Annotated in this window: 17 protein-coding genes; 15 read left to right on the top strand and 2 right to left on the bottom strand. The window is 37.2% G+C overall.

Features of this window, described 5'->3' with window-relative positions; genetic code table 11:
* Window position 1 precedes the first annotated feature (1 nt).
* From nrdE to F1325_RS04825, 6 genes are all read left to right on the top strand, one after another.
* Window positions 2-2,128, top strand: a complete 2,127-nt coding sequence (gene nrdE / locus F1325_RS04850; protein WP_160230060.1) for a class 1b ribonucleoside-diphosphate reductase subunit alpha — start codon at window positions 2-4, stop codon at window positions 2,126-2,128.
* A gap of 24 nt (window positions 2,129-2,152) precedes the next feature.
* Window positions 2,153-3,121: a class 1b ribonucleoside-diphosphate reductase subunit beta gene (gene nrdF / locus F1325_RS04845; RefSeq protein WP_109374071.1), complete on the top strand. Its 969-nt coding sequence runs from the start codon at window positions 2,153-2,155 to the stop codon at window positions 3,119-3,121.
* A 622-nt stretch (window positions 3,122-3,743) separates the two neighbouring features.
* Window positions 3,744-4,943, top strand: a complete 1,200-nt coding sequence (proV, locus tag F1325_RS04840) for a glycine betaine/L-proline ABC transporter ATP-binding protein ProV (RefSeq protein ID WP_109374070.1) — start codon at window positions 3,744-3,746, stop codon at window positions 4,941-4,943.
* A complete protein-coding gene (gene proW / locus F1325_RS04835) occupies window positions 4,936-6,096 on the top strand; it encodes a glycine betaine/L-proline ABC transporter permease ProW (RefSeq protein WP_109374069.1) in 1,161 nt (386 codons plus the stop codon). The genes proV and proW overlap by 8 nt, the downstream gene beginning before the upstream one ends.
* Window positions 6,097-6,230: 134 nt before the next feature.
* Window positions 6,231-7,226, top strand: coding sequence for a glycine betaine/L-proline ABC transporter substrate-binding protein ProX (gene proX, locus F1325_RS04830; protein WP_160230059.1), 996 nt, complete (start codon window positions 6,231-6,233; stop codon window positions 7,224-7,226).
* A gap of 283 nt (window positions 7,227-7,509) precedes the next feature.
* Window positions 7,510-7,860, top strand: a complete 351-nt coding sequence (locus F1325_RS04825) for a ribonuclease G (protein ID WP_109374067.1) — start codon at window positions 7,510-7,512, stop codon at window positions 7,858-7,860.
* A gap of 105 nt (window positions 7,861-7,965) precedes the next feature.
* Here the strand turns inward: F1325_RS04825 and F1325_RS04820 are convergent, their stop codons facing one another.
* Window positions 7,966-10,299, bottom strand: a complete 2,334-nt coding sequence (locus F1325_RS04820; protein ID WP_109374066.1) for a TonB-dependent hemoglobin/transferrin/lactoferrin family receptor — start codon at window positions 10,297-10,299, stop codon at window positions 7,966-7,968.
* Window positions 10,300-10,847: 548 nt separating this feature from the next.
* On the opposite strand from F1325_RS04820, the gene F1325_RS04815 reads away from it, so the two are divergent.
* From F1325_RS04815 to emrB, 8 genes are all read left to right on the top strand, one after another.
* Window positions 10,848-11,483 carry a CDP-alcohol phosphatidyltransferase family protein gene (locus F1325_RS04815; RefSeq protein WP_109374065.1) on the top strand — a complete coding sequence of 212 codons (636 nt, stop codon included), beginning with the start codon at window positions 10,848-10,850 and terminating at the stop codon, window positions 11,481-11,483.
* Window positions 11,480-13,249: a bifunctional alpha/beta hydrolase/class I SAM-dependent methyltransferase gene (locus F1325_RS04810; RefSeq protein WP_160230058.1), complete on the top strand. Its 1,770-nt coding sequence runs from the start codon at window positions 11,480-11,482 to the stop codon at window positions 13,247-13,249. Before F1325_RS04815 ends, F1325_RS04810 begins: the two co-directional genes overlap by 4 nt.
* Window positions 13,250-13,353: 104 nt before the next feature.
* Window positions 13,354-14,685: a phosphatase PAP2/dual specificity phosphatase family protein gene (locus F1325_RS04805; protein ID WP_109374063.1), complete on the top strand. Its 1,332-nt coding sequence runs from the start codon at window positions 13,354-13,356 to the stop codon at window positions 14,683-14,685.
* Between the two features lie 10 nt (window positions 14,686-14,695).
* Window positions 14,696-15,103: a hypothetical protein gene (locus F1325_RS04800; RefSeq protein WP_160230057.1), complete on the top strand. Its 408-nt coding sequence runs from the start codon at window positions 14,696-14,698 to the stop codon at window positions 15,101-15,103.
* A gap of 166 nt (window positions 15,104-15,269) precedes the next feature.
* Window positions 15,270-16,478: an MFS transporter gene (locus F1325_RS04795; RefSeq protein ID WP_109374061.1), complete on the top strand. Its 1,209-nt coding sequence runs from the start codon at window positions 15,270-15,272 to the stop codon at window positions 16,476-16,478.
* A gap of 490 nt (window positions 16,479-16,968) precedes the next feature.
* Window positions 16,969-17,496 (top strand): transcriptional repressor MprA, encoded by a 528-nt coding sequence (gene mprA, locus F1325_RS04790; protein WP_075671530.1) that lies wholly within the window; start codon window positions 16,969-16,971, stop codon window positions 17,494-17,496.
* Window positions 17,497-17,688: 192 nt separating this feature from the next.
* Window positions 17,689-18,867: a multidrug efflux MFS transporter periplasmic adaptor subunit EmrA gene (gene emrA, locus F1325_RS04785; RefSeq protein ID WP_109374059.1), complete on the top strand. Its 1,179-nt coding sequence runs from the start codon at window positions 17,689-17,691 to the stop codon at window positions 18,865-18,867.
* A gap of 15 nt (window positions 18,868-18,882) precedes the next feature.
* Window positions 18,883-20,400: a multidrug efflux MFS transporter permease subunit EmrB gene (gene emrB / locus F1325_RS04780; RefSeq protein ID WP_109374058.1), complete on the top strand. Its 1,518-nt coding sequence runs from the start codon at window positions 18,883-18,885 to the stop codon at window positions 20,398-20,400.
* Window positions 20,401-20,495: 95 nt separating this feature from the next.
* Here the strand turns inward: emrB and F1325_RS04775 are convergent, their stop codons facing one another.
* Window positions 20,496-21,659 carry a tRNA/rRNA methyltransferase gene (locus F1325_RS04775; protein WP_100159391.1) on the bottom strand — a complete coding sequence of 388 codons (1,164 nt, stop codon included), beginning with the start codon at window positions 21,657-21,659 and terminating at the stop codon, window positions 20,496-20,498.
* A gap of 231 nt (window positions 21,660-21,890) precedes the next feature.
* On the opposite strand from F1325_RS04775, the gene F1325_RS04770 reads away from it, so the two are divergent.
* Window positions 21,891-22,592, top strand: a complete 702-nt coding sequence (locus F1325_RS04770) for a tRNA-uridine aminocarboxypropyltransferase (RefSeq protein ID WP_109374107.1) — start codon at window positions 21,891-21,893, stop codon at window positions 22,590-22,592.
* The last annotated feature ends 13 nt before the right edge of the window (window positions 22,593-22,605 follow it).

Genomic DNA, 22,605 nt, shown 5'->3' with positions numbered 1-22,605 from the left:
CATGACACAATCAACAGAACAACTGGATTACCATGCATTGAATGCCATGCTAAATCTCTATGATGATCAAGGTAATATTCAGTTTGATAAAGACAAATTAGCGACACACCATTTTTTTCGTCAGCATGTAAATCAAAACACAGTATTTTTTCATGATCTAAGAGAAAAATTAGAATTCTTAGTTCAACAACACTATTACGAAGCTCAAGTGTTAGAACAGTATGAATTTGCCTTTATCAAACAGCTATTCAAACATGCTTATAGCAAAAAGTTTCGCTTTCAATCGTTCCTTGGCGCTTTTAAGTATTACACCAGTTACACCTTAAAAACATTTGATGGCGAGCGCTACCTTGAGCGCTATGAAGATCGCGTTTGCATGGTGGCTCTCACGCTTGCACAGGGTGATACTGATCTTGCACTTCATCTTGTTGATGAAATCATTAGTGGCCGTTTTCAACCCGCAACACCGACTTTTTTAAATTGTGGAAAGCAACAGCGTGGTGAATTGGTTTCCTGCTTTCTGCTGCGTATAGAAGATAATATGGAGTCTATCGGTCGATCGGTAAATTCCGCATTACAACTTTCTAAACGTGGCGGTGGCGTTGCATTTTTGCTGACTAATTTACGTGAAGCTGGTGCCCCAATTAAACGTATAGAGAATCAATCTTCTGGCGTTGTTCCTGTTATGAAGATGCTTGAAGATGCTTTTTCCTATGCCAATCAGTTAGGCGCAAGGCAAGGAGCTGGTGCTGTTTATCTTCATGCACATCATCCAGATATTTACCATTTTCTTGATACAAAAAGAGAAAATGCGGATGAAAAAGTGCGAATAAAAACCCTCTCTTTAGGCGTTGTTATCCCTGATATCACTTTTGAATTAGCGAAACGCAATGAAGATATGTATCTCTTCTCACCTTATGATGTACAGCGTGTTTATGGCGTACCTATGTCAGAGATCAGTATTAGTGAAAAATACAGTGAAATGGTGAATAACGCGCAAATTCGTAAGAAAAAAATTAAAGCGAGAGAGTTTTTCCAAACACTTGCCGAAATTCAATTTGAATCTGGCTATCCTTATATCATGTTTGAAGATGCAGTAAATCGCGCCAATCCTATCGCTGGTAGAATTAACATGAGCAATCTTTGCTCTGAAATCTTACAAGTCAACAGCGCAAGTGAGTATCACCCTGACTTAAGTTATCGCCATATCGGTCATGATATCAGTTGTAACTTAGGTTCTATGAATATTGCTATGGCAATGGACTCACCTAACTTTGCACATACCGTCAGCACTGCAATTAGGGCATTAAGTAATGTCTCTGAAATGACGAAAATTGAGTCCGTTCCTTCTATTGAAAAAGGTAATCTCGCTTCTCATGCCATTGGTTTAGGACAAATGAATTTACATGGCTACTTAGCCCGTGAAGGGATTTATTATGGCTCTGAGGAAGCGTTAGATTTTACTAATATCTATTTTTATACCGTCACTTACTATGCGTTATTAGCTTCAAATCAATTAGCGATTAAGAAAAAGCAGCACTTTAAAGGTTTTGAAAATTCAAAATACGCAACGGGTGAATATTTTAATAAATATATATCACAACAGTGGTTGCCTAAAACTCAAAAAGTCCACCAGCTATTTAGCCAATCTAATATTCATATTCCAACACAGGAAGATTGGCAGACTCTCAAGCAATCTATTATGACGCATGGGATCTATAATCAAAACTTACAAGCAATACCACCGACAGGGTCTATTTCCTATATAAACCATTCTACATCAAGTATTCATCCTATTGCCGCGCCAATAGAGATCAGAAAAGAAGGTAAGATTGGGCGAGTTTATTACCCTGCTCCCTTTATGACCAATGAAAACCGTCAATATTATCAAGATGCATATGAAATTGGAGCTGAGAAAATTATCGATACCTATGCCGAAGCTTCACAACATATCGATCAAGGATTATCACTGACGTTGTTCTTTTCTGATGAAGCCACAACAAGAGATATCAACAAAGCGCAAATTTACGCATGGCGTAAAGGTATTAAAACCTTGTATTACATTCGTATTCGACAATCTGCATTAGCAGGTACTGAAATCAAAGGCTGTGTTTCGTGCGCACTTTAATAATAACAATAAGGAGAACATAGCATGTCATCACCTTTATTAAGCCACGTTAATGCGATTAACTGGAATCGCATTGAAGATGAAAAAGATTTAGAAGTTTGGAACCGTTTAACCATGAATTTTTGGTTACCTGAAAAAATTCCACTCTCTAATGATATTCCTTCATGGAACACGCTGACTCAAGCTGAAAAAAAACTGACGATCCGTGTTTTCACAGGGCTAACTTTGCTTGATACGATCCAAAACACCGTAGGCGCACCTACTTTAATGCCTGATGCACTCACGCCTCATGAAGAAGCAGTATTATCTAATATCTGTTTTATGGAAGCGGTTCATGCTCGCTCTTACAGTTCGATATTTTCTACACTCTGCTTAACAACCGATGTCGATGAGGCATACCGTTGGAGTGAGGAAAATCCTTACTTACAAAAGAAAGCAGAAATTATTTTGCGTTATTATCAAGATAAAGATCCTTTAAAGAAAAAAATCGCCAGCGTCTTTTTAGAATCCTTTTTATTTTATTCAGGATTCTATTTACCAATGTATTGGTCAAGCCGAGGAAAATTAACCAATACAGCCGATTTAATTCGTCTTATTATTAGGGATGAAGCCGTTCATGGTTATTACATTGGCTACAAATTTCAAAATCAGTTATTAAATAAATCAGAATTAGAAAAACAAGATATTAAAGATTTTGCTTTCTCATTATTATTAGATTTATATGACAATGAAGTGAAATATACCGAAGATCTTTACGACACTGTAGGTTGGACAGAAGATGTCAAAAAATTTCTTCATTATAATGCAAATAAAGCATTAATGAATTTAGGGTATGAAGCTTTATTCCCTGATGAAATAACTGATGTCAGTCCTGCAATTCTTTCTTCATTATCACCAGATGCAAATGAAAATCACGATTTCTTCTCTGGTTCAGGTTCATCTTATGTTATTGGAAAAACCATTAACACGGAAGACGATGATTGGGATTTTTAAGGTTTATTAGCCTAGTTGAAGTTAAGATAAATAACACAATGCATTCAATTTAATTATGTATCACATATAAAACATAATACACTGAAAAATATAGACTATTTTTTGGTGTATTTTTATTTGTTCACTAAACAATCTAATTGATTGATTTTTGCCGTTCAATATTGTCAAAAAATCAATTTTTTTCGAATGATTTTAGCTTATATTGAGTAGATAGCGCTTATTATAGGGTAACAAATATTAATTTAACTAATGTATTGTGATTTTTTTTCATTTAATTTTCATCTCTTTTCCCCTTCTATTCCGATATTGAGTCTCCATTTTTATTGAGATCCTAATCAAAATAATAATATCTCTAAAAACAAAGTTATTTCAGTTAGTTAGAAGATAATATCTCTTTTAATAAATTTTATTTATTTCACTTTATTTAATTATTAATCATATTAAAAATAAAGAAAATACAGCCAAATTATTTAATTAATTATAATTAACATAGGGTTGTCAGACTCAATCATTATGGTAGGGTATTTCCCTTACTAAAAATCTTATTTAGGAAAATAACAACCCTTATATATTAATATTTAATTTATTCCTTTCAATATTTAAATAGGAAACACTATATTGCATGGCAATTAAACTCGAAGTAAAAAATCTCTACAAGGTATTTGGCGAGCACCCTAAACGCGCTTTTGAATTATTAGAATCAGGTATGAATAAAGATCAGATTTTTGATAAAACAGGGCTTACGGTGGGCGTTCAAAATGCAAATCTGGCAATTGAAGAAGGCGAAATATTTGTCATCATGGGTTTATCTGGTTCAGGTAAATCCACTCTAGTCCGCCTTCTCAATCGTCTGATCTCTCCGACAAAGGGAGAGGTGCTTATTGATGGTGAAAATATTGCCACCATGTCAGATAAAGAATTACGACAAGTTCGTCGTAAAAAAATCAGTATGGTGTTTCAATCATTTGCATTGATGCCTCATATGAATGTGCTTGATAACACTGCATTTGGAATGGATCTCGCGGGGTTAAGCAAAGACGAGCGTTATAAAAAAGCGATGGATGCCTTAGAGCAAGTCAACTTGGGTAGTTACGCAAACTCTTGGCCTGATGAGCTTTCTGGTGGGATGCGTCAACGTATCGGCCTTGCACGTGCGCTTGCTAATGATCCTGATATTTTGTTAATGGATGAAGCTTTTTCAGCACTTGATCCGTTAATTCGTACTGAAATGCAAGATGAGTTATTGAGCTTACAAGGCGATAAGCAGCGAACCATTGTATTTATCTCTCATGATTTGGATGAAGCGATGCGTATTGGTGATCGAATTGCCATTATGCAAGGTGGCGTTGTTGTCCAAACGGGAACACCAGATGAGATACTCAACAATCCAGCAAATGATTATGTGCGCACGTTTTTCCGTGGTGTTGATATTAGTCACGTATTTAGTGCAAAAGATATAGCCAAACGTCGCCCAGAAACCTTACTGCATGTTGCACCTGGTTTTGGTCCTCGCTCTGCATTAAAAGTGCTCGAAGATGAAGATAGAAACTTTGGCTATCTCATTGAACGAGGAAGAAAATTTGTTGGTATTGTTTCCGTTATGTCTCTTGAAGAGGCGCTGAAGAATAAACAACCTATTGAGTCAGCTATTTTACCTGAGCCTTGTGCCATTAATGGTGATACACCGTTAAACGAGCTGATTTCAACGGTTGCACAATCTCCCTGTGCAATTCCTGTTATTGATGAAAAAAACCGTTATATCGGCTTAATTTCTAAAGGAATGTTACTACAAGCACTGGATAAGGAGACGCCAAATGAGTAATACAACAGATCAAAATACAGCTTTGGATACAAAGATCCAAGAGACTGCGACAAACGAAACTGCACAAGAGACAACCAATCACGTAAATGATGATCCTTGGGCAACAACAGACACCAGTACAACAGACGTCGATCCGTGGGGTGCAGGAAGTGGTACTGAAAATATTGACACCTCATCCGCTGGCAGTGATTGGCTAGATGCCGCACCGACGGATGTCGCACCCGATTCATTCAATCTCATGGACCCATTTCACAATACGCTGATCCCATTAGATTCATGGGTTACCGAAGCGATTGACTGGATTGTGTTGCACTTTCGCCCTGTTTTCCAAGGTATTCGTGTACCGGTTGATTTGGTATTAAGTGGTTTTGAAAATTTCTTAACCTCAATGCCAGCACCTATCGCCATTATTCTGTTTTCTCTGATTGCATGGCAACTTTCAGGCAAAGTCATGGGTGCTGCTTCTTTTATCTCATTAATATTAATTGGTGCTATTGGTGCTTGGTCTGAAGCGATGGTTACCCTTGCATTGGTACTCACTTCATTACTGTTTTGTCTTATTATCGGGCTCCCATTAGGAATATGGTTAGCTAACAGTGATAGAGCATCCAAAATTGTTCGGCCTTTACTGGATGCAATGCAGACAACACCTGCGTTTGTCTACTTAGTACCTATTGTCATGCTGTTTGGTATTGGTAACGTACCCGGCGTTGTGGTCACCATTATTTTTGCCTTACCTCCTATTGTGAGATTGACTATTTTAGGGATCAAACAAGTTCCTGAAGATTTAATTGAAGCAGCACAATCATTTGGTGCAAATCCTCGTCAAATGCTGTTTAAAGTGCAATTGCCACTCGCCATGCCAACGATTATGGCTGGTGTAAACCAAACACTGATGTTAGCACTTTCAATGGTTGTTATTGCATCAATGATAGCCGTTGGTGGATTAGGTCAAATGGTATTACGCGGTATAGGTCGCCTTGATATGGGACTTGCTGCCGTAGGAGGTGCAGGTATTGTTATCCTCGCCATTATTCTTGACCGATTAACACAATCTTTAGGTCAAAACAGCCGTCATAAAGGCAATCGATGCTGGTATATGACAGGACCTATCGGTTTAATTTGTCGACTCTTTGGCAAAAAAGCATCGTAATAAATATTTTCACTATTTATTAAAAATCAGTATCAAAAATCAATAAAGAACAACACGTTCAATCAATACAAGAAATAGAGGCGACAGTTCGCTGTCGCTATTTATCTCTTACCATCACAACAGAAGGAAAAACTATGCGTAATCCAGTTATCTGGGCAACAGTATTGTCCGCCACACTGATAAGCACCCAGTTATCCGCTGCTGATTTACCTGGAAAAGGGATTTCGGTTCAACCCGTGCAAAGTACGATTTCTGAAGAAACCTTTCAAACTTTAATCGTCAATAAAGCACTAGAACAATTAGGTTACACTGTTCAGCCAATTAAAGAAGTTGACTATAACGTTGCTTATTCCTCTATCGCCAATGGTGATGCAACTTTTATGGCAGTCAGTTGGGTTCCTCTTCATAATTCACAATATGCAGCGGCAGGAGGTGATAATACCTTTTATCGTAAAGGGGATTATGTCGTTAATGCAGCTCAAGGTTACTTGATTGATAAAAAAACAGCAGAGAAATATAACATTACGAATATTGAGCAATTAAAAGATCCTAAAATTGCCAAATTATTTGATGCCAATGGTGATGGCAAAGCTGATTTAACAGGTTGTAATCCGGGATGGGGTTGTGAAGAAGCGATCAACAACCACTTAAAAGCCTATGGATTAGAAAAATCTGTTACACATAACCAAGGCAATTACGCGGCAATGATGGCAGATACCATTACTCGCTATAAAGAAGGCAAACCCATTTTTTATTACACATGGACGCCTTACTGGATAAGTGATGTATTAAAACCGGGTAAAGATGTTGTTTGGTTACAAGTCCCCTTCTCTTCGTTACCAGGTGATGATAAAACCGATACCACATTAGCAAATGGTAAAAACTACGGCTTTCCACCAAGTACTATGCATATTGCAGCAAATAAAAAATGGGCTGAAGAAAATCCCGCTGCGGCAAAACTCTTTGAAGTCATGAAAGTGTCTGTTGCCGATATTAATGCGCAAAACTTGCGTATGCATAATGGTCAAAAATCACAAGCAGATATTGAACATCATGCTAATGCATGGATCAAAGCACATCAAAAAACCTTTGATGGTTGGATTGAACAAGCTCAGGCTGCTGTAAAGTAATCAATAAATAATCTTAAATTAAGATTATCACAAAACAGGTCACATTATTGTGACCTGTTTTTATTTATAAAAAACTAAAATTACATGTGATTAGGCAAAACGAGTTTATATAAAAATTAAAAGATCTTAATACAACTTTATTATTAAGATTATTCTTTTTATTAATGGCAAAGATATACCTGTCTTTCATTCTCTCATTTATTCAATTATGATTATTCCTTTCTCCAGTTGCCATTTTGGCATTTTCATTTTTATATTTATTATTTTAAATAAGGAATAAACTGTGTCTTACACTAACAAACCAGTACCTGAAGAAATTAAACGTTGGAACTGGGGTGCTTTCATGTTTAATATTATTTGGGGTTTTGGTAATAAATCTTATCTTCCATTATTAGTACTTGTTCCTTTACTTAATCTTGTTTGGATCTTTGTCTGTGGTATTAAAGGGAATGAATGGGCTTGGAAAAATGGTGATTACGATTCTGTTGAAACCTTTATGAAAGTGCAAGAAACATGGAACAGAGCGGGCTTTATTTACTTTATTATTAGTATCATTATGGCTGTTCTTTTCTTTATTTTCTTCTTCACTACCATGATGGCAATGATTGCAACTTCTGCATCACACGGTTATTAATTCAATATCTTGAGTATTGAATTCTAAATGACAATAAACCCCATAATATCTATGGGGTTTATTTGTTTAAGTGACCAAAGGCCGCGGTTTTTATTTTCAGTAATATTAGAAACGTTTTACCACAGTAAATCGATAATCACGTCCTACACCTGAAACTGATTCACCTAAATAAGGGTAATAATCACGGTTAAATAAATTTGCGACTGTAAAACGAACCTCAGTATTATCTATAAAAGAAGGTTCCCAATTCGCAAATAAACCGTGGATTGCATAACCTTTACTTTTTGGTAATGACCAATAGCCAGCATCAGGATCAGCATCCATTGGCGAGCGGCGTTGAGCGCCAATAAAATCGCCCGTCCATCCCATATTGACATTAATACTTGGTACTTTTACGCCAAGGGTGGCATGTAAAGCGTCAGGCTGGATCTCTGCAATCCATGTTTTTTGACCAAACCACGGATCACGCGGTGATTGGTCACGTTTTCCTTTCATTGTTGAATACGCTAAACGACCGAATACATTAGGGCTATTATAAAAGGCTTCAATTTCCAACCCTTGAATATGGTAACCTGGTAAATTACGGTAATTACCTATTGAAGGCGGACAATTTCCATTATGCCCATCCACTTTTTGGCTTTCACAATAGACACCACGGCGGCGGAAGATTTCGTCTTTACCACGAGTATCAAACAGTGTTGTTCTTAATTGCAGTTGGTCTTCTTGCTGAATAACACTTTCAAAGTCTGCAATTGCACCAATTCGTGCAGCTCTTACTGTTTCTTTATCTAGGTGGCGACTTGTTCCCGTTAAGCTAGAAACACTTCCTTGAACTTCATACTGCTCATCAATCAATGGCGCTCGCCATGTATAGGTTAGATCACCAAAGAATCTGAAATTCTGATTCATTTTCCATAATAAACCTAAGTGAGGCGTTGCCCCGCTATAAGTCACATCCGAATAATCATGGCCATAATAGGGATCCGGATCTTGATAAGTGATAGCTCGGCTTCCTTTGCCTTTATTTTTAACGATATCGTAGCGAACGCCTGGTGTTATCGTCAGGTTTCTATAACTCATCGAATCTTGAAGATAGAAACTGGTTGTCGTTTGCGTACCTTCTGGCATATAAGGAGGCGCATAATATCCATAGTTGTAATTTGGATTCTTAGCTTTATCACGAGTAAACATTAAGACATCACGATCATTACGATGCCAACGTGTTCCCACTAATACTTTATGCTCTAAAGCACCTTGCATAATAGTGCTTTCATTTTTAATTTCAATTTGATGATTTCGATAATCTACCCAACTTTGATTCCCCATACTGCTGCTAAAATAGGAGCTTGCTGTCTCTGGGCGACTATCGTTTTGCTTAGTTTTTGAATAACCGTAGGTAAGCGTTAAATTAATTAGATCAGAATCAATTGGCTGAATATTCCATTTCACACTGAAGGTGTCATCTTTTTGATCACGATAAACTAATTTACGTTTCATCGCCGCATCAAAGCCATATTTATCCACTTCAGCTTGGCTAGGTTTAGCTAATTCATCCCGTTTAGCCGCCCAAGGTGTCCAACCATCACTTTCTGATCGTGATGCTGATAACGTTAATGTTTGTGCTTCAGTTAAATAGATATTCGTTTTAATTAAAAAAGAATCTTGGTCTGACTGTGAATAGCCAAATTTAGTTCCATCAGGGCGTCGCAGATCATCACTTTCACGACGGTTAAAATAGAATAATCCGTCAGCTTGACCATCAAGTAATTTGCCATATACCGCACCACTATAACGATTTTGTCTGTCGTTAGTATGATGTCCGTATTTTAAAAACATCCCAATATTCTGATCGGGTAATAATAAGTCATCGGGATCTTTGGTTTCAATTCTCACTGAACCACCAAATCCGCCATTTCCTTGAGTAATATTATGAGGCCCTTTATCAACATCAATACGACGTATTAATTCAGGATCAATAAAAATTGAACCTTGGCGATATTTCTCAAAGGTTTTAGGTGTACCATCAAGGGTGATTTTAATATCTTCAGGATTACCCATCCCCCAGATATTTAATGTTTGACCGCCTGGCCTTGGTGAGCCCGATGATGAAATTCCGGGTAATTTATCCACCAGCTCTGCAATATTATTAGGCTGAATTCTGTCGATATCTTTTAATGTCAGAACGGTACTTCCTGCATCAACACTCGAATTGAGCTCACCTGATACATAGATAGGTTCAAGAATAATCTTTTCACTCGATTTTGGTTGTACAGGACTCTCCGACTTTATGGATGTCGTTATTTCTGGTTTTACACTTTCAGTTGCATAGCTATTTAACGAAGTGAGTGAAGTCAATAATAATGCAATCGCTGATGACGAAAATGAAAATATCCCAATTCCCTGACGATAAGCATCATTTTTTGCTAAGAAATGGATCATAATAGTAGTATCTTTTTGTATGGTTATTAGTTTGATAGATGGTTAGAGCTGTAACTAACAGCGCTAATTATGATAATGATAATAATTATCATTATCTAGTTTTTTTGCATTTATCACTCAATACAGATAACTACTCTATTGATACACTCTTGTTAGATTTAAATTTTATCTAAAATGATATTTTTAATAAATTAAACTAATTTCATTAGTTACTATAAGGTATTTGATATTCCTTATTTCATTCCTCTCATTTTATTCTCTAATTATAATTACGAACATATTACTAAAGAAAATTTAATCATTCTTAAAATAAAAAGAATAAAATAGACACGGAACAGTCTGATAATTACAATTATGCGTATCTTATTTTCCCTTTTTTAAGGCGCTAAATAATTATTAATTCAAGTAAATTTCAGATATTAGTTTTATGTTTAAATCTTAAATAAATTAAACCATTGAAATAAAGATATTCAATGGGATAAAAATCAGCTAATAATAAAATAATAATTTTGAGGTAATATACGCACTTTTGAACACAAGGATGCGTCATGACAATTTATGACCTAAAACCAAAATTTCAATCTCTATTGCGCCCTTATGTAGAACAGTTATTCACAAAAGGGATCACCGCAAATCAGGTCACGCTCTCTGCTTTACTGTTATCCATTGCCGTTGGTGGGTTACTTTTACTTTATCCTTCCCCTCGTTTATTTTTATTACTCCCTTTTGTCCTCTTTTTTCGTATGGCGCTTAATGCCATAGATGGCATGCTTGCACGAGAACATAATCAAAAAAGTGCGCTTGGGGCGATATTAAACGAAGCCAGCGATGTTATTTCAGACATTGCACTCTATCTACCTTTTGCTTTTATTTTTCCACAAGCCTACTGGTGGATCATGCTGGCACTTTTTTTAATGATAATGACTGAGTTCTTAGGTGTTCTAGCCCAAACTATTAATGCTTCTCGTCGTTATGATGGCCCGATGGGAAAAAGTGATAGAGCCTTTATTTTTGGTACTATCGCATTTTTTATCGGATTATTCCCCTCACTGACATTATCAGAAAGCACACATTATCTTTTTATTATTATTAATTTATTACTTTTGTTGACTTGTTATCACCGAATTCATCGCGCACTAAAAGAAGCAACGATGACAGATAAAGATAAGGATACATCGTTATGAATCAACAGCCGCAATATCAAACTCAAAGGAATATGATTGAGTCTGAATTTACCACCAGCGATAAGACACCGTTGTATTATCGTCATTGGCCTGCTCAAATTACCACTGAGCCAAAAGCAATTATTTTATTTCACCGAGGACATGAGCACTCAGGTCGTGTTGCTCATCTCGTTGATGAGTTAGATCTTCCTGATTTTTCAATGTTTGCTTGGGATGCTCGTGGGCATGGTAAAAATGAAGGTGCTCGCGGTTATAGCCCATCAATGGGAACATCAATAAAAGATATAGACGAATTCGTTCATTACGTTTCTTCTAACTATAGTATTCCAATGGAGAATATTCTGGTTGTTGGTCAAAGTGTAGGTGCTGTTTTAGTTACCGGTTGGGTACACGATTACGCCCCAAAAATTCGCGGCATGGTGTTAGCTTCTCCTGCATTTAAAGTGAAATTATATGTTCCTTTTGCACGTACAGGTCTTGCCTTAATGCAAAAAGTTCGCGGGCTTTTTTATGTTAATTCGTATGTGAAAGCGAAATACCTAACCCATGACCAAAGTCGTATCGACTCTTTTAACCAAGACTCACTAATCACTCGCCCTATTGCTGTCAATATTTTATTAGAGCTTTATAAAACAGCAGATCGTGTTGTTGAAGATGCAAACGCGATTACTTTACCAACACAGTTATTTATTTCAGGCAATGATCATGTCGTTCACGCCAAGCCTCAACATCTTTTCTATAAACGTTTAAACACATCAATCAAAGAAAAACATGTCCTGCCGGGTTTTTACCACGATACCTTAGGTGAGAAAGATAGAGTTATCCCTATCAATAAAATGCGCAGTTTTATTGAAAAATTATTTGCACAACCACTTTATCAACATGATTACCAACATGAAGATACTTGGAGCCATAGTGCAGATGTTTATCGCTCATTACAAACCCCTCTTCCTACATATTGTCCAAAAAGACTTTATTACAAAATACTTAGCCGTTCTATGAGCACTTTAGGTAAAGCATCTGAAGGTGTTGCTCTGGGTTACGATAAAGGTTTTGATTCTGGATCAACTCTGGATTATGTCTATCGTAATCAACCGCAGGGAAAAGGCTTATTTGGTCGTGTCGTTGATAGACAATATTTAAATAGTATTGGTTGGCAAGGTATTCGCCAACGAAAAATTAATATTGAAAATACAATTCGTTATGCCATTCGCCAATTAATACAAAATAATATGCCTGTGCATATTATGGATATCGCCGCAGGACAAGGTCGCTATCTTTTTGATGCTGTTAATGATTATGGTAAGGTCGATTCGATTTTAATGCGCGATTATAGCGCTATTAACGTTGAACAAGGCAGAATGGTGATTAAAGAACGTCACTTAGAAGATAAAGTGCGTTTTGAAGAAGGTAACGCGTTTGATGCAGAAAGCTTGAGTACTATTTCGCCTTCACCAACGTTAGGTATTGTCAGCGGGCTCTATGAATTATTCCCTGAAAATCATCTGTTAAAAGAGTCTTTAAAAGGGCTATCGCAAGCCATACCAAGTGGCGGTTTATTAATTTATACCTGTCAACCTTGGCACCCCCAACTTGAAATGATTGCGCGTGTATTACCGAGTCACCAAAATGGACAACCTTGGATCATGCGTTGCCGTAGTCAAGGTGAAATGGATGCTTTAGTTAATGAAGCTGGTTTTGAGAAGTTAGATCAACAAATTGATCATTGGGGTATTTTCAGTGTATCAATAGCAAAACGTCGCTAACGGAATGCACCATCAATAACTGAGCTATCGCTATATGGCAACATATAGCGATAGTTTTAAGTTGTTGTAAAAATAGAAACATAAACAAAGAAAGGAATTTTAGTATGGGTGGAACCCAACACACTCAAATAACATCATCGAGAAAAAATATCTGGCTTGCTGGTATTGTATGGCAGTTGTTTCTTGCCCCATTTTTCTATTTAACTTATATGCAAGTTAACACTTACACTTCCACTTTATCTGATGTTCCTTCTTTTGTTTATTCGTGGGAAAAAGCGATCCCTTTTTTACCTTGGACAATCATTCCTTATTGGAGTGTGAATATTGCCTATGGTATTTCACTGATTATTTGTACAACATTGAGAGAACAATTTATACATGGACTACGTTTAATTGTGGCCTCTCTTATTGCTTGTGCTGGTTTTTTATTATTTCCTTTAAAATTTAGTTTTATTCGCCCAACAACAGAAGGATTTTCTGGTTGGTTATTTACCCAATTAGAAGGTTTTGATTTACCTTATAATCAAGCCCCTTCTTTGCACATTATCTTATTGTGGATACTTTGGTTACGTTTTCGCGCACATACGCCTAAATCATGGCAATGGTTTTTAAATTTATGGTCATTGCTTATTGCTGTTTCTGTACTGACAACATGGCAGCATCACTTTATTGATATTATTACAGGCTTTGGTGTTGGCGTATTTATCTGTTATTTATTGCCAATAAATTCACGTTGGAAATGGCATTTTACTGGCAGCAAACGCAGTTTACGTATTGGTAAAAACTATGCATTATCAGCAATGGTGTTCTACCTGTTATCTTTTGGTTTACAAGGTTTCTTTTGGGTTTTTCTCTGGCCTGCAATCACATTAACTTTTGTGACTTTAGGTTATTTAGGGGCTGGAGCTTCTATTTTTCAAAAAAATGCACAGGGTGAAATTCCCCTTTCTGCACAGATAATCCTATTACCTTATCGCTTTTTTGCTTGGTGTACTTATCGCTATTATTTAACTCGCTGCCAAACACCCAGTTTAGTAACCGAAGGTATTTTATTAGGTGGACGCCCACTTTATAAATTAAAAGCGAATGCAGTTTTTGATTTAACCTGTGAATGGCCAAGAAACAAATTTAGCCAAAATCAGCTTTATCTAGCCCAACCTCAAATCGATTTATTACCATTATCTCCTGATGATATCAGCAAAGCCATGTTGTCTATGGAACAACTTAGCCAAGTAGGTACTGTTTATATTCATTGCAAATTAGGCTATTCACGCAGTGCAACCATTGCGGTTGCATGGCTCGTTTACAATGGCACAGTAGATACTTTGGAAGACGCAATAAAACAGGTGTATCAAACACGCCCTCAAGTGATTTTAAATTCAGAAACACAAGAGGCATTACAAATTTGGTATTCACGTTTCCAACAAAATAGATAACGAGGCAACTATGCTGACAACAAAAACTAGTGGTAAAGTCATTGTGTCTTTAACTCGAAGTTGGCGCTATTTACTGCTGTTATCACTGTTACCTTATATAAGCACATTACCTGTATTTAGCCTTCATTTTCACAATAAATTGGCTTTCTTTGTTGCTTCTCTTTTATTTTTATTTACGCAATATCATCTTTTTCGTTTATGGCTTGATAGCCATTTTTTTCAAGCTCTTTATCGTTATCAAGACGATGTTAGTTTTGATGAAAGTCTCTCTATATTATTTCCTAAACGTCCCCAAAAACAGACTATGGAAGCCCGTTGGCTAGGGACTAAACGCCTATTTTCTTTTGCCGTTATTGGCGTTTCAATTCAATGGATATGGTGTTTGGCTATGCTCTTTTTTACACTTTTCAGTTATTAACAAGCAAAATCTAATATTTATTTATCATATAAAACAATATGTTATAGAAATAGATTCTAAGGGTTTGTATCAAATTAATTGAACATTTCTATCACAGTAATTCTTTTCTCAAAAAAATGACTCATGTTACTATCATTTACCTTACAAATGATTTGTTACGAGTATTATGGAAAACACCGCACCACAAACATCGCTAAGCAAAGGTCTTATTTTACTTATGGCGGTTGCCACAGGTATGGTTGTTGCCAGTAACTATTACGCACAACCTCTACTTGATTCAATCGCAAACTATTTCCACATATCTGCTACTTTGGCTGGATTTATTGTCACCACCGCACAATTAAGTTATGCCATAGGGTTAATGTTATTAGTGCCTCTTGGCGATATTTTTGAACGTCGCTCACTCATTATTACCATGACATTAATTTCAGCAAGTGGCCTATTAATTACCGCCATGGCATCTAATATTTGGGTGATGTTAATAGGAACTGCACTCTCAGGCATGTTCTCCGTTGTAGCTCAAATTCTTGTTCCTTTTGCTGCAACGCTTGCCGCGCCACATCAACGTGGAAAGGCTGTCGGAACGATTATGAGTGGCCTTTTACTCGGGATCTTACTGGCGAGAACCGCATCTGGGTTAATGGCGTCATTTACTAATTGGCAGGGTATTTTCTGGATAGCCAGTATTTTTCTGGCGATGTTAGCCATCACCTTATGGCGCTGTTTACCCACTTATAAAAGTGAAACCAACTTAAATTATTTCCAATTGCTAGGTTCTATTTTCAAATTATTTGCAACAACTCCCGTATTAAGAACTCGCTCATTAGTTGGTGCTCTTATTTTTGCTCACTTTGGTTTATTGTGGACCTCAATGGCCTTTTTATTGGCTTCTGATCCTTTTAATTACTCGGATGCCGTGATTGGTTTATTTGGTCTTGTAGGTGCCGCAGGTGCATTAATGGCGGGTAAAGCGGGTGTATTAGTAGATAAAGGAAAAGGCAAGAAAACCACCACAGTAGGATTAATCATCCTCTTTCTTTCTTGGGGTTTTATCATTGTTGCACCTTATTATCACTGGGTTGGGCTCATCAGCTTTATTATTGGCGTTGTCCTGCTAGACTTAGCTGTTCAGGGTGTTCATGTCACCAATCAGAGCACCATATACCGTATTTTACCTGATGCTAGAAACCGCCTGACTGCCGCTTATATGACAAGTTATTTTATTGGTGGTGCGCTAGGATCTTTACTATCAGGTTATGCTTATCATCAATATGGATGGACAGGTGTTTCTATCGCCGGATTAGTCATTGGTGTTATCGGTCTGATTGTTTGGTTTTTAGGTTATAAAAATGATCCAATAATCCACGCCGAATAATTTTTAGACCCAAGGATGGGTTATATTATTTCTTCAACCCCCGCTAATCAGAATAAAATGTGAATGTTTTAACAGCGTGATTACTATTAATGTATATCATCATCCCATTCTTTATTAAGAAAATTATATCAATCCACCCAATAAAGCACTGTATAAATAATTTCATTTCGATACTATCTACATAACAACCATTGATAGTGATAATAAATTTATTACGTGTTTTATCGTAAAAAATGATCCCTTTTTTCGCAAATAGACTACTATTCATTGTCAGATAAGTGATAAATTGATTTTATTAACTTATTGCAAAGAGATAAGTACCTATCTTTTTTTTGTGTTATCATTCAGAAAATTTATGAATCAGGTAACATAATCAAAAAAATATAGTGACTATAAATAATAAAAATTGCTAAATTGTGTGTTTAATATACTATTTAACATGTTGATAACAAAATTATCCTAATTTTCGAAACTAACAAGGTGTCTAAAAATGGAAAGCTCATTTACGCCAACAGAAGAATTACTAAACACTCGCGCTACACAACAGAAATCGCTTAACAAAGATATTCCTTATCAAGAAATTTTGTTAACTCGCCTTTCTATGCATGTTCAAAGCAAACTTCTTGAAAGTCGTAATAATATGTTGAAGTCTCAAGGTATTAACGAGACATTATTTATGGCACTAATGATTTTAGATACGACAGAAAATCGTAGTATTCAACCATCAGAATTAAGTGCAGCTTTGGGCTCTTCAAGAACAAATGCAACCCGTATTGCTGATGAACTTGAAAAGCAAGGTTGGATTGAACGTCGTGAAAGTCATAATGACCGCCGTTGTTTACATCTACATTTAACTGATGCAGGTGAAGAGTTTTTAAATAGCTTATTACCACCGCAGCATCAGTGTTTAAAACAAATCTGGTCTGTATTAGATCAATCCGAACAAAGACAGCTTGAAACGCTAATGCGTAAGTTATTATTACAATTAGATACTTTGGCTGAAAAAGATTGTGAATAAGTTGCATAATAAATAGTTTTATTGATCTAATCCTATTTACGACATAAATCGGCAAACATACTTACCCATTAGCATTTATAATTTACCTTCACGCTAATAATTATTCTAAGATTGACTTTATAATTATGTTTCCAGTTTTAATACTGGAAACATATCTAATGATGTTTTTCTGGTTTTATGGAGATCTTCTAAATGAGTGTTAATGAGGAAAATACCCCCCCTCAGGCTCCCATTCGCAATAAAAAACGAACTCGCCGAAATGTTCTACTGTTGCTAACTATCCTATTTATTGTTGCTGGCGCAGCTTACACAGCTTATTGGTTTTTGGTGCTAAGACATCATGAAACAACAGATAATGCTTATGTGACTGGCAATCAAATCATGGTGATGCCACAGATTTCTGGTTCTGTTACCACCGTTTATGTGGATAACACTGATTTTGTAAAAGCAGGTGAACCCTTAGTTTTATTAGATTCAAGTGATGAAAAACTGGCATTAGAAAAAGCAAAAACAGCATTAGCTAATAGTGTTCGCCAAATGCATCAGCAAATCATCAACGGCCGTCAATTAAAAGCAAACATCGTTTTACGCGAAACAGAGCTCACTAAATTACAGAATGATCTTCGTCGCCGTGAAGTTTTAGGCGAACGCAATGTTATTGGTAAAGAAGAACTTCAACATGCCAGAGAAGCTGTTTCTACTGCAAGAGCGGCTTTAGAAGTTGCAAGAGAGCAATATAATGCTAATCAGGCAATTATATTAAATACACCAATTGCAAAACAACCCTCTGTTTTACAAGCATCAACTGATGTTCGTAATGCATGGCTTGCCTTAGAACGTACTAAAATTTTAAGCCCAACAGATGGCTATGTTTCACGTCGTAGCGTTCAAGTTGGCGCACAAGTCTCACCAGGTAAACCGTTAATGGCCGTTGTTCCTGTAACAGGTATGTGGATTGATGCCAATTTTAAAGAAACCCAGCTCGCCAATATGCGTATTGGCCAACCAGCAAAAATCACAACTGATTTTTATGGCAAAAAAGTCATTTATCACGGTACGGTATTAGGTTTAGATATGGGAACAGGGAGTGCTTTCTCATTATTACCTGCGCAAAATGCCAGTGGTAACTGGATAAAAGTCGTTCAACGTTTACCCGTTCGTATTTCATTAGATGAAAAAGAATTAGCGGAAAAACCACTACGTATTGGTCTTTCTTCTGAAGTGACTGTCGATACGATTAACCTTGATGGAAAAGTATTATCACACAGCGAACGCCAAACACCTGCTTACCATACTGATGCTTTAACAATTGATATGTCAGAGATTAATAAACTGATCAATGAAATCATTGAACAAAATGCAGGACAATAAAGGCGAGGTGTAAAGGTGATCAAAGAGCCATTACAAGGAGGAAAACTTGCTTTAATGACCATCGCCCTTGCGTTGGCAACCTTTATGCAAGTTCTCGATTCTACAATCGCTAACGTAGCCATTCCAACTATTGCAGGAAACTTAGGTGCCTCTAACTCACAGGGGACTTGGGTTATTACCTCTTTTGGTGTGGCGAATGCTATTTCTATTCCAATTACAGGTTGGTTAGCAAAACGTATTGGTGAAGTTCGACTCTTTATGTGGTCAACGGCACTTTTTGCGTTAACCTCTTGGCTTTGTGGTATTTCGCAAAGTCTTGAAATGCTTATTTTCTTTCGAGTGCTTCAAGGTTTAGTAGCTGGACCACTTATTCCTTTGTCACAAAGTTTGTTATTGAATAACTATCCACCAGCAAAACGAAATATGGCGCTTGCACTATGGTCAGTGACTATTGTTGTTGCACCGATTTTAGGCCCTATCTTAGGTGGTTACATCAGCGATAACTATCATTGGGGATGGATATTCTTTATTAACGTTCCATTTGGTGTGTTGATTATTATGTGTATATCAAACACCTTATCTGGGCGCGAAACAAAAACTGAAATTAAACCAATAGATACCATTGGCCTTGTTTTACTCGTCGTGGGTATAGGCGCTTTGCAAATCATGCTCGATCAGGGGAAAGAGCTGGATTGGTTTAATTCGACAGAAATTATAGTCCTCACTATTGTGGCGGTGGTCGCACTTAGCTTCTTAATTGTTTGGGAGTTAACAGACGATCATCCAGTGATAGATCTTTCACTCTTTAAGAGTCGAAACTTTACCATTGGTTGCGTCACACTCAGCCTCGCCTATATGATCTATTTTGGTACTATTGTTTTACTGCCACTACTTTTACAAGAAGTCTTTGGCTATACAGCAACATGGGCTGGATTAGCATCAGCATCCGTAGGTTTATTGCCTTTAATTATCACACCAATTATAGGTAAGTTTGGTGGTAAAGTGGATTTACGTTATATCATCAGCTTTAGCTTTATTATGTTTTCTGTGTGTTTTTATTGGCGAGCTTATACCTTCGAACCAGGAATGGACTTTGCCACTGTGGCATGGCCACAATTCTGGCAAGGTTTAGCAGTTGCGTGTTTCTTTATGCCATTAACGACAATGACATTATCTGGGTTACCACCAGAAAAAATGGCATCAGCATCAAGTCTTTCGAACTTCTTAAGAACATTGGCAGGGGCAATTGGCGCATCGTTAACCACAACAATTTGGACACAAAGAGAATCACTTCACCATGAAACCTTTGTAGAAAAAATTAATCCACTCGATCCTGATTCGCAAATGGCGTACCAACAAATGAATGATCTTGGTCTTTCAAATGAACAAGCGTCAGCGTATTTAGCTAAGACTATTACAGAACAGGGATTGATTATTTCAGCCAATGAAATTTTTTGGTTAGCTGCAGGTATTTTTCTTATCATGATGATTGTGGTCTGGTTTGCTAAACCGCCATTCTCACCAGGAAAATAATGCTATTAGCGTAGATCTTATAAATAAAAATCCCGCTTAAAAAGCATAATGCTTAAGCGGGATTTTTTATATTATTCTTTAAAGCAATAAAGCGATTAGCCTTGGTGCTGACGCCACCATTCTGCTAATAACACACCAGAAGCCACTGAGACGTTTAAGCTTTCAACGTGCCCAGTACCACCGATGTAAATGCTCATATCACCTTGATTTAATGTGCTTTCACTTAAGCCATCTTTCTCTTGACCTAAGATCAGTACCATTTTCGCTGGTAACTGTGCTTTTGATAATGGCACACTGCCTTTATGGCTTGATGTTGCCACCAGCGTATAACCCGCTTTTTTAAATTTATCTAAAGTTTGAGCAAAGTTATCAGCATCAATACCTTGGATATATTCAGCACCACCTTCTGCGGTACGAACAGCAGCACCAGATTCTAATACAGCGGAATCAGGAGAGATAACCCCTTTCACACCAAAGTGCGCACAACTACGCATAATTGCACCGACGTTATGTGGATTTCCCACATCTTCAAGTGCTAAAACACAATCATGTTCAGGTGCATCTTTCAAATAGGTTTCTGCATCATGACCAACACGTTTTTTAATTAAGAAGCATACGCCACCATGGTGATCGGTACGAGCGGCTTTGACCATCTCTTCTTCTTCAACAACATGATAGGCTTTACGATTTGCAGCCATCCATTTTAGTGCATCACGAAAACGTGGTGTCACATCTTGTAAAAACCAAGCGCGAACAATGGCATCAGGACGATTTTTAAACATAGCCTGACACGCATTTTCACCATAAATGCGCGTTTCTTCTAAACGTTGGCGGCGCAACTGTTCAGGATCGATTTGGCTCTTACCAGTAATGCCATCGTGCTCTTTAATTGCCTCTTCGCCAGCGGGGCGAGAAACTGTTTTCCATGGAGAAAAACTTCCGCCTTCGCTATCACGAGAAGGTTTTGATTCATTACGTGATGCGCCACGCCCTGAAGGCTTACCTGCACCGCGGTCATCACGACGAGAAAATTTGTTATCACCACGTCTGTTATCGCGATTTTTATCGTCGCGGTTATCACCACGTCTATTATCACGATTTTTGTCGTCACGGTTATCACCGCGTTTGTTATCACGGCTATCACCACGACCATTTTCAGGACGGCGGGATGGTTTTTTAGGTTTATTATCGGCATTGTCCTCACTACGGACATACATTACTTTTACCTTGCCGTTTTTACCTTCATAAGAATCGTTCATTTGTCTCTCCAACTGCAATAGGGGCGCAGATTACATGATAGTTTAGCAACTGTCACCGAGAGAATCACGCACAGGAATCGATAAACTAATCAGGATCAATTGATAATTAACTCCATCTCATACATAACCAATATATCAGTATGATTTTTATGATAAAAACATACTGAATAGTTTGTTTGTTTTGAACATGATAATATTCGATTCTTTTTTATGAGTATTGGTCAATCTGTTATGCGTGACAATGCAGTATTTCGACTTCGTCAATATCGACTTTCGATTTCGACTCGCCCTTTTAAAGCACGAGGTTTTCGTACAAAACGTTGCTCTTTTTGCTTATTACCTGAAAAACAATGTCTTTGTGACACGATTGTCAATCAACCTGCAAAAAGCCAATTTTGTTTATTGATGTATGATACCGAAGTGATGAAGCCAAGTAATACGGGGAAATTAATTGCCGATGTATTGCCAAACACGCAGGCTTTTTTATGGTCCCGAACCGCTCCAGAACAAGCCTTGCTTGATCTAATCAATACACCAGATAGGCAAGCTTATGTTGTCTTCCCTGAAAGCTATGCGTCAAATGAACGTGTTGTATACAACCAACTCCCTGCAAATAGCAAACCACCTTTGTTTATTCTCCTTGATGGCACTTGGAGTGAAGCACGCAAAATGTTTCGCAAAAGCCCTTATCTCAATTCATTACCCCTTTTTTCTTTAAATGAGGCAAGTAAATGTGAGTACATACTTCGCCAAGCAGCAAGGGAAGATCAACATTGTACAGCAGAAGTTGCAGCTTCTATTTTAGAGAATGTCGGCGATATTCAAGCCTCACAACAACTTTTTTCTCATTTTAGTTACTTTCGTCAACAATATTTACTTGGAAAACCAGACCGGAGTCAGGCAAAAGAAGATCAAATCAGCTACATTGAATAGCAGTTGATAATGA

Source organism: Proteus columbae (assembly GCF_009914335.1).
Lineage (GTDB): Bacteria > Pseudomonadota > Gammaproteobacteria > Enterobacterales > Enterobacteriaceae > Proteus.
Note: the sequence above shows the minus strand (reverse complement) of the source record. Positions and strands in the feature narration are given on the sequence as shown.